The 15,085-nt window shown below is 64.4% G+C and carries 14 protein-coding genes and 1 tRNA gene; 11 read left to right on the plus strand and 4 right to left on the minus strand.

The features are described from left to right. Positions 1 to 23: 23 nt before the first annotated feature. Positions 24 to 1,013 carry an archaeosortase A gene (gene artA / locus HSEST_RS07980; RefSeq protein ID WP_229120387.1) on the plus strand — a complete coding sequence of 330 codons (990 nt, stop codon included), beginning with the start codon at positions 24 to 26 and terminating at the stop codon, positions 1,011 to 1,013. Between the two features lie 11 nt (positions 1,014 to 1,024). Here the strand turns inward: artA and dph5 are convergent, their stop codons facing one another. Beyond that, positions 1,025 to 1,807, minus strand: a complete 783-nt coding sequence (gene dph5 / locus HSEST_RS07985; RefSeq protein ID WP_229120388.1) for a diphthine synthase — start codon at positions 1,805 to 1,807, stop codon at positions 1,025 to 1,027. Between the two features lie 71 nt (positions 1,808 to 1,878). Between dph5 and HSEST_RS07990 the strand changes: the two genes are divergently transcribed. The 4 genes from HSEST_RS07990 (at position 1,879) to HSEST_RS08005 (ending at position 5,253) form a co-directional block, all read left to right on the plus strand. Then, the gene (locus HSEST_RS07990) at positions 1,879 to 2,862 is read left to right on the plus strand and encodes a class I SAM-dependent methyltransferase (protein WP_229120389.1); all 984 of its coding nucleotides are present in this window, start codon (positions 1,879 to 1,881) and stop codon (positions 2,860 to 2,862) included. Positions 2,863 to 2,981: 119 nt separating this feature from the next. Next, positions 2,982 to 3,055, plus strand: a tRNA-Thr gene (locus HSEST_RS07995). A 255-nt stretch (positions 3,056 to 3,310) separates the two neighbouring features. Further along, positions 3,311 to 4,003: a phosphatase PAP2 family protein gene (locus tag HSEST_RS08000; protein ID WP_229120390.1), complete on the plus strand. Its 693-nt coding sequence runs from the start codon at positions 3,311 to 3,313 to the stop codon at positions 4,001 to 4,003. Between the two features lie 188 nt (positions 4,004 to 4,191). Then, entirely contained in the window at positions 4,192 to 5,253 is a 1,062-nt protein-coding gene (locus HSEST_RS08005) for a DNA-methyltransferase (RefSeq protein WP_229120391.1), read from the plus strand. An 86-nt stretch (positions 5,254 to 5,339) separates the two neighbouring features. Here HSEST_RS08005 and HSEST_RS08010 read toward each other — a convergent pair whose 3' ends face one another. Further along, positions 5,340 to 6,236, minus strand: coding sequence for an MBL fold metallo-hydrolase (locus tag HSEST_RS08010; RefSeq protein ID WP_229120392.1), 897 nt, complete (start codon positions 6,234 to 6,236; stop codon positions 5,340 to 5,342). 164 nt (positions 6,237 to 6,400) lie between these two features. Here HSEST_RS08010 and HSEST_RS08015 point away from each other — a divergent pair, with 164 nt between their 5' ends. The 4 genes from HSEST_RS08015 to HSEST_RS08030 all read left to right on the plus strand — a co-directional run bounded on the left by HSEST_RS08015 (position 6,401) and on the right by HSEST_RS08030 (position 11,132). Beyond that, positions 6,401 to 7,642 carry a glycosyltransferase family 87 protein gene (locus HSEST_RS08015; protein WP_229120393.1) on the plus strand — a complete coding sequence of 414 codons (1,242 nt, stop codon included), beginning with the start codon at positions 6,401 to 6,403 and terminating at the stop codon, positions 7,640 to 7,642. A gap of 52 nt (positions 7,643 to 7,694) precedes the next feature. After that, positions 7,695 to 8,789 (plus strand): glycerol dehydrogenase, encoded by a 1,095-nt coding sequence (locus tag HSEST_RS08020; RefSeq protein WP_229120394.1) that lies wholly within the window; start codon positions 7,695 to 7,697, stop codon positions 8,787 to 8,789. A 101-nt stretch (positions 8,790 to 8,890) separates the two neighbouring features. Continuing rightward, positions 8,891 to 9,934, plus strand: a complete 1,044-nt coding sequence (locus HSEST_RS08025; protein WP_229120395.1) for an NAD(P)-dependent alcohol dehydrogenase — start codon at positions 8,891 to 8,893, stop codon at positions 9,932 to 9,934. A 73-nt stretch (positions 9,935 to 10,007) separates the two neighbouring features. Further along, entirely contained in the window at positions 10,008 to 11,132 is a 1,125-nt protein-coding gene (locus tag HSEST_RS08030; protein WP_229120396.1) for a threonine synthase, read from the plus strand. 53 nt (positions 11,133 to 11,185) lie between these two features. Here HSEST_RS08030 and ppcA read toward each other — a convergent pair whose 3' ends face one another. Beyond that, complete coding sequence (gene ppcA / locus HSEST_RS08035; RefSeq protein WP_229120397.1) at positions 11,186 to 12,664, minus strand: phosphoenolpyruvate carboxylase; 1,479 nt, start codon at positions 12,662 to 12,664, stop codon at positions 11,186 to 11,188. 124 nt (positions 12,665 to 12,788) lie between these two features. Here ppcA and HSEST_RS08040 point away from each other — a divergent pair, with 124 nt between their 5' ends. Beyond that, positions 12,789 to 13,004 carry a YgaP family membrane protein gene (locus tag HSEST_RS08040; protein ID WP_229120398.1) on the plus strand — a complete coding sequence of 72 codons (216 nt, stop codon included), beginning with the start codon at positions 12,789 to 12,791 and terminating at the stop codon, positions 13,002 to 13,004. 194 nt (positions 13,005 to 13,198) lie between these two features. Here HSEST_RS08040 and HSEST_RS08045 read toward each other — a convergent pair whose 3' ends face one another. Next, positions 13,199 to 14,464, minus strand: a complete 1,266-nt coding sequence (locus HSEST_RS08045; protein WP_229120399.1) for a tRNA(Ile)(2)-agmatinylcytidine synthase — start codon at positions 14,462 to 14,464, stop codon at positions 13,199 to 13,201. Between the two features lie 149 nt (positions 14,465 to 14,613). Here HSEST_RS08045 and HSEST_RS08050 point away from each other — a divergent pair, with 149 nt between their 5' ends. Further along, positions 14,614 to 15,066, plus strand: coding sequence for a phosphate-starvation-inducible PsiE family protein (locus HSEST_RS08050; RefSeq protein WP_229120400.1), 453 nt, complete (start codon positions 14,614 to 14,616; stop codon positions 15,064 to 15,066). Positions 15,067 to 15,085: the final 19 nt, after the last annotated feature.

The raw sequence follows: 15,085 nt of genomic DNA on the forward strand, positions 1-15,085 counted from the left end.
ATCTGTTTACGTGGTGGCACTCGATGGTACTCGGATTCGTCGGCGCGTTCGAGTGGGCTCACCAGTGGTGGGGTCCGCTCTCGTGGCTGGTCCTGCTCGTGTTCCTCGTCGGGACGCTCGCCGAGGCGTACGACCGGCGACTCGCCCGGTACGTCCTCGCGAGCGGCTGGGGCGTGCTAGCGCTGTTCTGGGTCTCGGCGATCTATCAGTTCGTCTTCGACCAGAAGTCGATCACCGAGGGGATCGCCGTCGTCGCTGCGATCCCGCTCTCGCTGTACGTCGGCTATCTGCTCGCCAGCGGTCGGGACCGTCTGATCGTCGTCTCGCGAGCTGTCGCCGTCGCGTGGCTGATCTATCTCCCGTTCTCGGCGCTTCCCTTTCTCCGGAACCCGCTGATCTCGATCGTCACCGACCAGACCGCGGCTGTACTGTCCCTTCTCGGCGCCGACTTCGAGGTGATCGCGGGCAACAACTTCCCGGCGGACCTCGGTCCCGCCGAGCCGGTCGAACCGTATCACAAGACGTTCTTCTTCCACGTTCCCGGCGTGCGAGCCATCTCGTATACGATTATGATGGCCTGTACCGGGGTCGGCAGCATGGCCATCTTCGGCGGCCTAATCGGCGCCGTCCGCGCCCCGCTGGCGCGGAAACTGAGAGCACTCGCGGTCGCGGTCGGCATCATCTGGGTGCTCAACATCGCTCGGAACGTCTTTATCGCCTACTCGTTCGGGTATCAGCGCCTGCAGGTCTTCCCCGAGTTCGTGATGTCGACGTTCGGCGTCAACCGGGTCGAAGTGTCCTACATCGTCGCCGATCGCATCCTCGCGCAGTTCCTCTCGGTCATCGCGCTGGTGGCCATCACGTATATTGTCATCAAACTCCTTCCCGAGGTGCTCGTAGTCGTCGAGGAGGCGCTGTACGTCCTCACGGGGTCGGAGTACGACCTCCGGAGCGCGCTCGATGTGGAGACTCGGGACGATCGAGACCCGGCTCACCACGAAGAGACGGCGTAAAAACGTCGCAATTACGCGAGATCCGCGACCTCGGCCGGCAGATCGGCCAGTTCGACCAGCGCGTCCCGCTCGATGTGGTGTAACGCTCCGGGAACGACGAGCATATGCAACGGCTCGCCGAACGTCTCCTCGGCCAATGCGTCGAGCCGGTCGCCCCGGACGACCGGGTCGGGGCTGCCCGCTCGTGCGACCACGACAGCCGGTACCGTCTCCTCCCAGTCGGTCGCGAGCATGGCGGCGGCCTCGTCGCCGGTCATGTAGTCCTCGCGGTCCGAGTCGACCTTGATATCCAGAAAGACCAGCGTGTGCAGCCCGCGATCGCGGTTGGCTTCGATCGTCTCGATGACGCTGCCGGGGACGCCGTCGCCGCCGTGTGCGGACTCGAAGGGAAGTGTCGTCGCCTTCCCGAAGCGGTAGTTTTGCAGGCCGGTCAGCGAGCTCGCCGCCGCGGCTGCGGTCGTCCCGTGGACGATCCGGGTCTCGATGCCGCGTTCGTGAGCGCGCAGGCGCAGATCCACGTGGGTCGTCGATATCATGGTGTCGCCGGCAGTACAGAAGGCCGCGTCCCCCGACTCGGCGGCGTCAAGGATCGGTTCGGGGTCCTGTTCGACCCCCTCGCGCGCCCGGAGGTCGATATCGATATCGTGTGCGGCCTCGATGTCGTCGAAATCCGCGCCGACGAGCCTGCTGGTGTATCTCTCGGCGAAGACCTGATCGGCCTGCTCGAGGGCGTCCCGGCCCTGGAGGGTGATCGAGCGCTCGTCGTACAGTCCCAGTCCGACGAAGGTGAGCATACGTCCACTGGGCGTTCCTGGTGAATAAGCCAACCGACACGCTTACCGCCGACGCTCGGCGAGTGACCGATATGGAACGCCCGTGCGTCCGTGTCGCCCGCGAGGACGGCGAGGCGACGCGACAGCGTCTCGCCGAGGCCGAGTTGCTGGATCACGACTACGACATCGTCCACGCGGACGGCGAACTGTACCTGCCGGTCGTCGATCCCGACGGCGTCCCCGCGGACCTGCCGGTCGCGACTCGCGATGTCCCGCCCAGAGAGAGCCAGACGCTGCCCGTCGACATCCTCGGGTTCGAGCCGACCTACGAACGCCTCGGGGAGATCGTCATCATCGACGAGGACGACGCCGAGCGCACGAGCGCGATCGCCGACGCGATTATGGATTCCTCGATTCCCGCCGAGACGGTCCTCAACCGTGCCTCGAAAGTGAAAGGCGAACAACGCGTTCGCGAGTGGGACGTGCTGGCCGGGGACGGTACCGAGACCGTCCATCGGGAGTACGGCAGCGAGTTCCTGGTCGACGTCGCCGACGTGTACTTCTCGCCACGGTTGGCGACTGAACGCCATCGCGTCGTCGAACAGGTCGAGTCGGGCGAGCACTTCTTCGACATGTTCGCCGGCGTCGGGCCGTTCGTGATCCCCGCTGCCAGGCGCGGTGCGACGGCGGTCGGCGTCGACATCAACGAAACTGCTATCGGGTATCTCCGGGCGAACGCCGAGCGCAACGACGTGGCCGAGCGCGTGACTGCGATCGCCGGCGACGTCCGGGAGGTGGCTGCGGAGTATCCGAGTTGGGCCGACCGACTGGTGATGAACTTGCCCCACAGCGCCGATGAGTTCCTGGAGACCGCGGTCGAACTGGCCGGCGAGGAGTGCGTACTCCACTATTACGACATCCAGCACGAGGACGACCCCCACGGACCGGGCGAGGCGGCGATCCGCGAGGCTGCCGAGCCGGCCGGGTACGATGTCGATGTCGAGACTCGCCATACCGTCCGATCGTACGCGCCCCACGAATTGAACGTCTGTCTCGACGTGCGACTGATTCGCTAATGGCGTCCGATTCGCAACCCTTATTGTGGTATTCGCTCCAACGAGTAAGTGCACAACGCAGTGCCGGTGTCCTGCTGAACGTAGTGAAGCAGGGCTCGCCAGACAAACGAAGTGAGTCTGCCGGTGTAGCTCAGACTGGGAGAGCGATTCCTTCGTAAGGAATAGGCCGAGGGTTCAAATCCCTCCACCGGCTCTTTTTGCGACGAGCGAACTCGCGAGTCGTGACCGTCTCTGCGTGAGATTAGAAACTACGGAGCGGGGATAGCGACCAAAGGTCAGGTAAATCACAGCCCACTCCACCGGCCCTGTCACCGGAAACCGAGACCGAAATACCACCGTCTAGCGTGTATCAGACTATTCTTCGGCAGACATTGCCGGGTCTTGTCCGGCCGGAAATGCTGTGATTATAAATAATTCTAGCCAGATGTGAAGCACGAGAGCGCTCTGTATGAACGTGCCGATTGGTTCCCACGACGTCCGGTACATCGCCCCTCCCCTCATCGTGTCGGCCATCGCGAGTATGGCGTCAAAGGTCACCCCGTATCCGCTCCAGACGACAGCGATCTACGGGTTCGAGGGCGACCTTGTCGCGCTGTTTCAGACCGTCACACATCCGGTGATAACGCAGTTTTTCACGTTCGTTTACATCGGCCTGTATCCACTGTTGCTGGGGTTGACCTATCTCGCCCTCAAACGCGAGCGGGGGAGTCGACACATCGATTACGCGTTTACGTATACTGCCGTCGTCGTGGCGGCGACGCCGTTCTTCTATTTCAGCCCCGTCGGTGTCACTGGGTACGTCGTCGACGGCGTCCAGCCGTTACTGTACGAGGGCAGCGGGATCATCGGTGCGTCGGTGACGAAGATCGACACCTTGCAGAAGGCCATGCCGAGCCTCCATCTCGCGCTGGCCGTCACGGCCTCGCTCTATGCGCCCAAACAGAGGGGATACAAACTCCTCAGTTGGGGCGTGACTGCCCTCGTCGCCGTATCGACGCTGTATCTGGGTATCCACTGGGTGAGTGATCTGGTCGTCGGCGGCGCGATCGCGTACGGGTGTTACGTCGTGCTGCCGGTCGTTCAGTCGTATCTCGCCGACATCCTGGAACCGGCCTCCGCCGAAGGCGTCTACGGCGACTGACACCCCACCCCTCTCAGTCTCGTGTAGAGACGGGTTGCGTCGTGGTCGTTTCACACGCCTTCCGAACCACCGAATCGGATGGATGGCCTTTGCCATCCCGATACCGGAGTGGTGTCCAACCGGCACTGGATACGACGGTCGGTCGACACCCGGCAGTATAAGGAGCCGGCGGGATCTGCTAGGAATAGATGGAGACCAGCCATCGGATCGAGACCGGGGACGCCCGGTCGCTTTCGACCGTCGCGGACGACTCAGTCGAGTTGGTGGTCACCTCCCCGCCGTATCCGATGATCGAGATGTGGGACGAGCTGTTCGCCGATCTCGATCCCGACGTGGCCGATCGTCTCGATGCGGGTGACGGCTCCGGGGCCTTCGAACGGATGCACGAGATCCTCGATTCGGTCTGGCGAGAGCTCCGTCGGGTTCTCGTTGACGGGGGGATCGCGTGTATCAACGTCGGTGACGCGACCCGCAGCATCGGCGGACGATTTCGGGTCTTCCGCAACCACGACCGGATCAGCGACGCGTTCGAGCGGCTGGGATTCGACCCGCTCCCGGAGATTCTGTGGCGCAAGCCCACGAACTCCGGCGCCAAGTTCATGGGCTCGGGCATGGTCCCGCCCAACGCCTACGTCACGCTCGAACACGAGTACGTGCTGGTCTTTCGCAACGGCGAGGACAGCCGCCAGTTCGAGCCGGGCGCACAGCACCGATACGACGCGGCGTACTTCTGGGAGGAGCGCAACCGGTGGTTCTCCGACATCTGGACGGACGTGCAGGGCGAGTTACAGCGTCTCGAAAGCGACGACCTCCGGGAGCGCTCCGGCGCGTTCCCCTTCGAGATCCCCTACCGGCTGATCAACATGTACTCCGTCTACGGTGATACCGTCCTCGACCCGTTCTGGGGGACTGGAACCACGTCGCTGGCGGCGATGATCGCCGGCCGCAACTCGGTCGGCTACGAACTGAACCCGGAGTTTCAGGCGTTGTTCGACCGGCGCATCGAGAAGCTCCCTGAACGCTCCAGGGACGTGATAGAGCGCAGACTTCAGGCCCACGCCGATTTCGTCAGCCGGCAGCGCGCCGAAGGCGAGACGTTCGATTACGAGGCCGAACGCTACGGCTTTCCCGTACGGACGAAACAGGAGCGATCGATCACCTTCTACGAGGCGACGGAGGCGTACAAGACGGGTGAAGGCTACGCTGTCGCTCACGAGCCCGTCGAGGACGCGCCGGACACTCGGACCTGAGTGCCGACACGGACGATCGAACGGACTGTCCCGCCATGCCGACCGCTGTCGGCGGTCGATACACACGGGAAGCACAGTTGCCCGTATCAGTCGTCGAGATACGTCAAGACACCGCGAACGTTCATCGCGACCTCGCCGCGAACCTTGCGCTCGTCCCAGACGTCGGGGGCGTCCTCCCGTTCCAGCAGGTGTTCGACGATCTCGTCCGTCTCCCCGAACCGATCGCGAGCGTCCCGCACGTCCGCGACCCACGATTCGAGCCGGTCGGCGTAGGCCGACAGTCGGCCGTCGGCCGGTGCAGGCCCGAAGTGCGCGTACAGCAGCGTCTCCGGCTCGAGATCCTGGATCATCGCCACGTCTTCGATTGCGCCCTCGAGATCGAACTGCGGCGGCGGGCTCGTGGCGTGGATACGGTCGATAGAGGGCGTGTAGACGCCCGCGGCGTCGCCGGTGAAGACGGAATCGATCTCGGGAACCTCGAAGACGACCTGATGTGGTGCGTGTCCCGGCGCGTGGTGGGCTCGGAGCGTGTGCGTTCCGAGATCGATCTCGTCGCCGTCGGTGATCCGTTCGATTCGGTCACCGGGAACCGGTTTCGGCTCGGTGTAGAAGACGATCTGGTCGCCGACGGCTCCCTTCGTACCCTCCCAGAGCCGCTCGGGGTCGGCCAGGTGTGGGGCACCGATCTCGTGGACGTAGACCTCCGCGTTCGGACACGCCTCAGCGAGGAAGCCAGCCCCGCCGGCGTGATCGAGATGGACGTGTGTCAGCGCGATCGCGGAAAGCTCGTCGGGCTCGATCCCGGCACTGTCGAGCAGGTCGATGATCCGCTCGTAGTTCGTCCCGATCCCGGTATCGACCAGGGTGGGACGGTCGTCGTCGATCAGATAGACGGATCCGTACTCCGCGGAGTCGTACATGCCGGTGTCGACGTACCGGATACTCCCGTCGACTGGCACCGTTGAGACATCGCCGATCGCCATGTCCGAACGGACGACGCCGTCCGGTGAAAAGCCGCCGGTTTCGAGCGTGTCTGCCTGGGAGGAGCCGAACGACCGCCCGTCTAGCAGTCGGCGTCCGGTTGATCCCCGTGGGCTACCTGCGAAGAACCGTCAGACCCTTGCCGAACGGGGCCGCCCGTCCCGCCATGGAGTCTCGTCACCGGGGCGCTCGCGCCGTCTTGCTGGTCGGGATCCTGCTCGGGGTCGGCAATCTGCTGTACGTCCTGGCCGCCAGTCCCGTACACGTCGGGATCGACTATCGCGTCTATCATCTCGCGGGGAGCGTCGCCCTCGAAGGCGGAAATTTCTATCGAGCCGTCCCCGAGGGCCTGGCGGGGTATTTCCATTACGTCTATCCACCGATCACCGTCTTCGGGTTTGTCCCGCTGGCGCTCCTGGGCAGTGAGACGGTCGGGTTCGCCGTCCACACCGTCCTGACAGTGCTCGTGGGACTTGCCGCGGTGTGGCTGCTCGTCCGATACATCGAGCGAGTCAGCGATACTCGCCTCCCGTGGCTCGATCGAGGTCTGATCGCGGCCTTCGTCGTCGGATCGGTCCACTCGATGTCCTCGCTGTTTTTCGGGCAGGTCAACCACCATCTTGTGGCCGCGCTGGTGGTGGGCTTCCTCGCGCTCGACGCCGACAGGGAGACGCTCGCCGGCGTCGCGTTCGGGTTCGCGGCGTTTCTGAAGGTGTTTCCGGCGGCTGTCGGGCTCTGGTTGCTCCGCCGGCGGGCCTGGCGTGCGATTGCCGCGGCCGTGAGTTTCGCCGCCGCCGGCTTCGTCGCCGGAATCGTCGTCTTCGGGCCGGATCTGACGGTCGCGTACGTCGAGCGCGCGCTCGTACCGCGGCTCTCTACCGGCGAGTTCGCGGGCGGTCTCGACCCGGGCGCGACGTATCTGACGATCCGGCGACCGATTTCAGTGTTGCTACCGACCGTCGATCCGGCGCTGTACAGCGTGCTCGCGGGGCTCGTGCTCGCGCCCCCAGTGGCGTATCTCTACCGGACGATCGAGGACCGCGAGGACCGACTCGTCTCGATCATGGGGACGATGGTCGCAATCCTGCTGTTCTTCCCGTCGTATCCGCTTTACTTTGTGATCCTCTACTTCCCGCTGATCCCCTTACTGTATCTGCTTGCAGGCGGGCGACCGCGGCAGTTGCTACTTGCCGGCGCACTCGTTTCTTCGATCGCCATCCGCTACGACGATCTTCAGACCGCGTTCGCGCTCCTCGGTGAGACACCCGAGTCGCTCCTGACTGTGCTCCGTCCGATACTAACGTTCGTGACGCCCGGTCTTCTCGGCACGCTCCTCATCCTCGCGGCCTGTCTGCTTCAGCGTCGTCGCAAACACGGTCCACAGTTCCGTTTTCGGAGACTGGCGTGAACACGGCCGGCGAAAGGGTTATTGCGATGTGAGTAAATATTTGAAAGTGACTATGTCTCAGGTATTCAAGTCGCCGGCGGCGTACGTACAGGGACGTGGCGTTGCCGACGAGATCGGCACACACGCAGTCTCGCTGGGTGAGAACGCGCTGTTGCTCGCCGACGAGATCGTCCTCGGACTCGTCGAGGACCGCGTGCTGGGCAGTCTCGAAGACGCCGGGATGGACGCGAGTTCGGTCGAATTCCAGGGCGAGGCCTCCGAGGCCGAGGTCGACCGGATCACAGAGATCGTTCGCGACCGCGGCGCCGACGTCGTCATCGGCGCGGGTGGCGGCAAGGCTCTGGACACCGCCAAGGCCGTTCGGGAGAACCTCGAAGGCGGGGCGATGGTGTCGATGCCGACTGTCGCCTCGACCGACGCGCCGACGAGTGCGCTGTCAGTCATCTACAGCGAACACGGCGAGTTCGAGGAGTACTGGTTCTACAACGAGCACCCGGATCTTGTGCTGGTCGACACCGACGTCGTCTCGGACGCGCCGACACGGTTCTTCCGGTCCGGAATCGCCGACGGACTCGCCACCTGGTTCGAGGCCGACGCAACCGATCGCTCGGACGGCGACAACGTCGTCGGCGGCAAGCCGACGCGCGCCGGCCACCGCCTGGCCAGCCTCTGTTACGAGACGCTGCGCGAACACGGCCAATCCGCGGTCGACGCGGTCGAGCGCGACGCCGTCACCGAGAGCGTCGAGGCCGTCACCGAGGCGAACACGCTATTGAGCGGGCTGGGCTTCGAGAGCGGCGGGCTTGCGGCAGCCCACTCGATCCACAACGGACTGACCCAGCTCGAAGCCACCCACGACGCGACCCACGGCGAGAAGGTCAACATCGGAACGATCACACAGCTCGTCCTCGAAGGTCGCGAGGACGCCTTCATCGAGGATTACGTCGAGTTCTCCCGGGAGATCGGTCTGCCGGTCGCGCTGTCCGATATCGGCCTGGACGACCCCACCGACGAGCAGCTCGACGTCGTCGCCGAAGCCGCCTGTGACCCCGAGGAGACGATCCACAACCAGCCCTTCGAGGTCACCCCGCCGATGGTCCGCGACGCCCTGAAGACCGTCGACGAGATCGCCGAACGCGTTCGATAGCCACACTCCCATTCCGTTCTCCGATTTTTCCGTCTCCTGTCACGAAAGTGTCCGAACACACCCGCCTATTTATCATATTAGATCATAATATATAGTGAGCCATGAGAGCAGCACGACTCCACGAGTATACCGAGAACATGAGCGAGGGGCTGACGATCGACGAGATCGACCGGCCGGAGATAACGCGGTCGGACGAAGTGATCGTCGAGGTAGAGGGCGCGGGCTGGTGTCAGACGGACAATCACATCATCGAGGGGATGTGGGAACAGTACGTTCCCCAGTCGCTGCCGATGACGCTCGGACACGAGAACGCCGGGATCGTCGCCGAGACAGGTGAGGAGGTCGAGATCGTCGAGGAGGGCGATCCGGTCATCTGTCACCCGGTCCAGACCTGTGGGACCTGCCGGGCCTGCCGGCAGGGCGAGACGATGTACTGCGAGAACCAGTCGTTCAACGGGTTGTCGATGGCTGACGGCGGCTTCGCGGATTACCTGCTGACGAACGAGCGGGCAGTCATCCCGCTCCCGGACGGCGTCGATCCGACCGACATCGCGCCCCACGCCGACGCGGGGATCACCGCTTACCACGCCGCGAAGAAGGCCGTCAGGAAGCTGAATCCGGGCGATCACGCCGTCATCGTCGGGATCGGTGGCCTGGGCCACATCGGCGTCCAGGTCGTCGACGCGATGAGTGCCGCGCAGATCACGGCCGTCGATCTCAAGGACTCCGCACTCGAACTGGCCGAAGAAGGCGGGGCCGACCACCTCGTCAATCCCGAAAAAGAGGACGTCCGGGAGTTCGTCGATAGCGTCACCGACGGGACGGGCGCCGCGCAGGTGCTGGACTTCGTCGGCGCGGACGTGACCACGGAGTACGCACCCGACATCACCGCGGCCGGCGGCGACCACCACATCATCGGCTACGGCGGGCATATCCACGAACCCGCGCAGGCGCTGGTCAACGGCGAGTTTTCCTACGTGGGCAACATCGTCGGCCAGTACACCGAACTCCAGGAACTGGTCGCACTGGTCGAACAGGGCGACGTCGACTTGCACACCAGTCGCTACGATCTCGAGGAGGTCAACACGGTCGCCGAGAAGCTCGAACACCGCGAGATCGACGGGCGCGCGGTCATCACGCCCTGAGCTCCCGTCTTTTCTCCTCAGCGGTGGCGCGCGCTACCGACAGATCCGTGTGCCTGGCCAGGGTAGCGCCACCATGGAACTGATCTGCTCGGACTGCGATCGGACGTACCCCGCGGACGGCCCCTGGCGATGTGAGTGTGGCCGCCCCCTCGAGTTCGCGGAGCGCCCCGTACCCGACGGGAGTCCACCGGCGACGCTCGATCGCGACGACGGCCTGTGGGTCTTTTCGGATCTTCTGCCCGTCGAACGGCGGGTCTCGCTCGGCGAGGGTTGGACGCCGCTGGTCGACGGCGACGAGTGGGGAGTGCAGTTCAAACTCGAATCGATCTTCCCAACCGGGAGCTTCAAGGACCGCGGCGCGGCGACGACCATCTCCCGTGCACTCGGACAAGGGGCCGATCGGGTCGTCGAGGACTCCTCGGGCAACGCCGGCCTGGCGATCGCGACCTACGCCGCACGTGCGGGGATCGACGCCGAGATATTCGTGCCCGCGGACGCCAAGCCGGGCAAACTTCGGGCGATCGAGCGGACCGGGGCGACGCTCAGGCGGATCGAAGGCACCCGCCGGGATGTCACAGACGCCTGCATCGACGCCGTCGAGTCGGGCGTCACCGAACGGAGTGAGGGGAAGTCAAGCGAGTCGGGCGACGCATACTACGCAAGCCACGCCTGGGACCCCGCCTTCTTCGCCGGGACTGCGACCGTCGCCTTCGAGATCGCGGCCCAGCGCGGCTGGTCGGCGCCCGACGCGTTCGTGACGCCGCTGGGTCACGGAACGCTGTTTCTGGGTGCGTATCGCGGCTTCCAAACCCTGTATGAGGCGGGCTGGATCGACTCGATGCCGCGGTTGCTCGGCGCGCAGGCCGCCGGCGTCGCACCGATCGTCGAGGCGCTGGACGGCGACTCTAATCCGGGTGCCGGCGAGCGAAACGACGCCGCCGACGGGATCCAGATCACCGAACCGGCGCGGGGAGAGCAGATCGTCGAAGCGATCGAGGCGACCGACGGCGACGCCGTGGCGGTCGGGACCGGCGCGACCCAACGCGAACACGACCGTCTCGCTCGGGCCGGATTCCACGTCGAGCCGACCTGTGCCACGGCGACTGTCGCGCTCGACCGGTTCCGGGATCGGGGTGCGATCGACGACAAAGACGACGTGGTCGTGGCACTGACCGGGAGCGGCCTGAAAACCTCGTAGGGCCACACTGACCGATCTTGGCCCACTCACTGCGCGATCTGCCGGGAATTCGACTATCCGAGGAACTGTCGGACCTGGGCGGCCCGGACGACCCCGGCCCGGATCGCGTCGCCGTCTTCGCGCTCCAGTGCGTCGATGACATCGTCGGTCGCCGCACGGTGTCGCGGATCGAAATCGACGTCGACCAGATCGAGCCCCGCCGTCGCGCGCTCCTCGTCCAGCGGCAGGATCAGTTGTGAGCGAGGGTTGTAGTACCGTGCGGCGTCTTCGAGCGTCTCGAAGAACCGCGGGAACGCCTCCTCGACGAACGCGATGTCCTCCTCCGAGAGGCCAGCCAGCCCCATCAGCGTCGGCGGGAAGCCGATGCTGTACAACGTCGCGGTGTAGGTGATCGCCCGCGGGAGTTGCATCTCGCCGACCTCACGGGAGTACCCGAACAGCCCCACGTGGAGCTTCCGGGCCCGCCGTTTGGGCGTGTACTCGGCGATCCGGTTGACCAGCGGCGCGACCTGCTCGACTTGCTCGGCGTAGACCTCCTCGACGGCGTCGACGACCTCCAGCGCGCGTTCCTCGTCGATGCGTTTCTCGTGTCGACTCTCCGGTGCCGATCGGAGCGTCTCGATCGCCCCCTGGACCGTCTCGATCGGGTAGTCGTACTTGAACGCCGACTGGACGGTGAAGGTCTCGACCTCCGGCCACGCGTCGAGGGTTTCCTCGACGGTCGTCGGCGAGAGGTTGCCCCGAAACGGCGCAGAACCGGCACCGAGCATCGGATAAATCTCGATTCCTTCTTCCTCGGCCATGTCGTACAGCCGCTGCATCGTGACCTTGTTGATGAGGTCCGCCGACAGTGACCCGTAATTGAGTGCCGGGTCCGAACGCGCCAGGAAGACCCGCTGGGTGTCGATATCGCGGCCCTCGACGTACCCGCGGATGATCTCGTCGGCTGCGAGCATGTGCTTGCGCTCCTCGATCAGCGGGATGACGTTGATCGAGTTCGGTCGGAACTCCCCGACCCATTCCGAGACCGTTCGATCCTCTAGCAAGTATTCGTCGCCCTTGCCGACCACGAACTGCTCGTAGTAGTCGTGGACGGCGTTGAGCTGATCGGCGTCGGTCACCATCGGAATGATGACCTCGAAGATCGGCGGGACAACCTGCTCGTCGTGTTCATCGTAGAACAGCTCCGCGGCGTCGTACGACCGCGGGATGCTCTCGAGAATCTCCAGCAGAATCTTCGCCTCTGCTTCCTCGATGTCGGGGTTCGGCCCGCGAACCGTCAGCCGGGCGTCCCCGCCCAGCTTCGAGTCGAGGAAGTACTGATCGAACCGCGACAGTAGCTTCTTGACCGCGTACTCGTCGCCCTCCTTGCCCTCGAAGTCCCACATCTGCTCGTCGGCTCCGAGATGCGAGTACGCGTAGTACGCCTCCTGGATCTCGTCTTCGCCCTCTATCACGTCCCCCTCTGCGAAGAACGGAACCGTCGCGTTGTCCGGGTGTTGTGTGCTGAGTACGCGCGGTGGATCCGGCATATATTACTGTTTCTCGAACAATTATATAGCAGTTTCTATACTACGTATCTCTCGAAGGCACAACCGGTTGCACAGGCCGCGGACAGCGACACAGTAATCGGTGTCTAGCCCTCAGTGTACGTGTATGGAACAGAACGTCGGTTCCCTTGATAAGAGCGTTCGTATCGCTATCGGTGCGATCGCCGGAATTGTGTCGCTTGCAATACTGGGTGGACAGATCGGTCTGCCGGAGATTGCGTCACCAGTCCTGGGTATCGTCGCAGTTATGATGCTCGGGACGGCGCTGACTGGCACCTGTGGGTTGTACTCGGTGCTCGGTATCGACACCTGCTCGGTGTGATCGGCGCCAGCTGCGTTTTACTGCGTCGGGTGCGCTCCCGGTGGTCGCGCACCACTCTCTGTTCACGGCGACCTCGCCGTCGTTCGCACGGCCAGTGGGATCTTCAGTCTCGCCCGGTTTACAAAAACGTGGGGCAAAACGTCCTGCTGGCTCCCGACAGTCGCCAGCACTGAAACCGGTTTCGGCCGTATAGGCTATTGTTCGGGGTGGATCGGTCCGTCGAATCCGCCACGAACCAGCGGTTTCGCGATGTGGCGTCTCGCAACCGGCGGCACCTCGTACCATCCGACTTCGAGGTCACGGTCGATCTCCCGCGCGACCTTCCCGTCCGCGCTCGTCCTGCAGTCTCGACACCGGTAGCCTTGCCCTCGTCCGGCACTCTCCATCGAACGCCCACACTCGGGGCAGTCCGGTGTCGCCAGTGCAGTCTCACGCAAGTCCCGCACCGCGAACTTCTCCAGTTTCAGGGTTCCATCGCTCACTTCGCCACAGACGGTTACGTCGTCGCCGACTCTGAGCGCCCGAACTCGGTCACGAAATCGCTTGGTCGGCTCGAACGCTGCACACTCGATCGTGTGCTTGCCGTCGCCAACCGTCAGGAACACGTGGCCACCTGTGTGGGTCTCCGGCGGCTCGGTGATCGTCCCGTCGACGCAGTACGCGCGTCCGTCAGTCGTCTCCCCGATCGTCGCCGGTTCGAGGTGAGCGTCTGTCCCCTGGTTGGTCACGAACAGCTGTCGGCTAGCCACCGGCTCGCTCTCGATACGGTCAGCGACGCTTTCGACCACATCCGGATCGTCACCACGGATACCATAGAGGATCGGGCACGGCGTGTGCGGGATACAGACTGCCTGGCCCTCGCCGCGATCGACGGTGTCCCAGGCGTCGGGATAGGCCGCCTCGGCGGCCGCGAAGACCGGTTCGCGATCGACATCCCGATCGGTTCCCCAGCGCTCGCGCTCGCGATAGCTGATCGACTCGTAGGTCCACTCCTCGAAGGCTTCCCAGGCACCGACCGCGGCCAGTGCCCCGATCAACCCGCGACCGTTGCCCCGCGACAGCGTCGCGAAGCCGTGGCGGTCGGTCAGCTCGCGGGCGTCGTCGATATCGTGGTGGGTCCTGATCGCCCTGCGAGCGAACTCGGCCACGTCGTCAGGTATCCACTCTGGTTTGCCGTCAGCGACGACGACGCCGGGGTTGGTGCGGGGGTCCTCGGTCTCGGCCAGCTCGATCACCTCGCCGATGAGAGTGCGGGCGGTATCGACATCGGCGTCGGTGTGGACTGCCAGCGCGGCGTTGCCCCGCGTCTTGTGCTCGACGGCGGGGTTGAGCCGAACCAGAAGCGTTCGCTCGACGTTCCAACCCGCCTCTCGCAGTCGCCTCGCGAGTCTGGCGGCGACGTAGGTCGTACACATCCCGCGATCGCGGGAATCCGTATCGTCCAGGCCGACGACGGTCACAGCAGGTCGTACTCGATTGTGCCACTAATAGTGCTCGTTGTCCCTCTGTTCCACGATTCGTGGGGTCGCATCGATGCCTCGCTACTACGACGGCTGTCGCATCGGCCCCAGATATTTACAGGTGAATTCCTAATAACGCCTAAAAGATCATGGTGGATGCGAATGCTCCAGCTGAGAGTGTCGCCGACAACCCTGTCGCTCGCCTCACCGAGCAGTTCGTCACCTACGTCGAGCTGGTCGCCGCGGCCGTGTTCGCGCTCCTGTTTGCCATCGGCGTCGGTGATCTCGTCCTTCAGATCGGGGACGCTGTCCTGACGGGATCGATCACCGACCCGCTCGTCGTGATCGGGTTCATCGACACGGGACTGCTATTGCTCATCATCGTCGAGGTCTACCAGACGGTGATCGCCTACACGACGAAAAGCGGCACTGCCGAAATCGTCCGTCTGGTCATCTACACCGGCGTGATCGCGATGGTTCGGAAGGCTATCGTCTTCCGGGTCAGTGAGTACCCGACGACCGGCGATGCGCTGGCCGCTTCCGTCGCGTATACGGTTCTTCTCCTCGGACTGGGCGTGCTGCTCGTCATCCAACGAGACTGAGGTCCGTCCGCATTCCAGC

The organism is Halapricum desulfuricans, assembly GCF_017094465.1.
Lineage (GTDB): Archaea > Halobacteriota > Halobacteria > Halobacteriales > Haloarculaceae > Halapricum.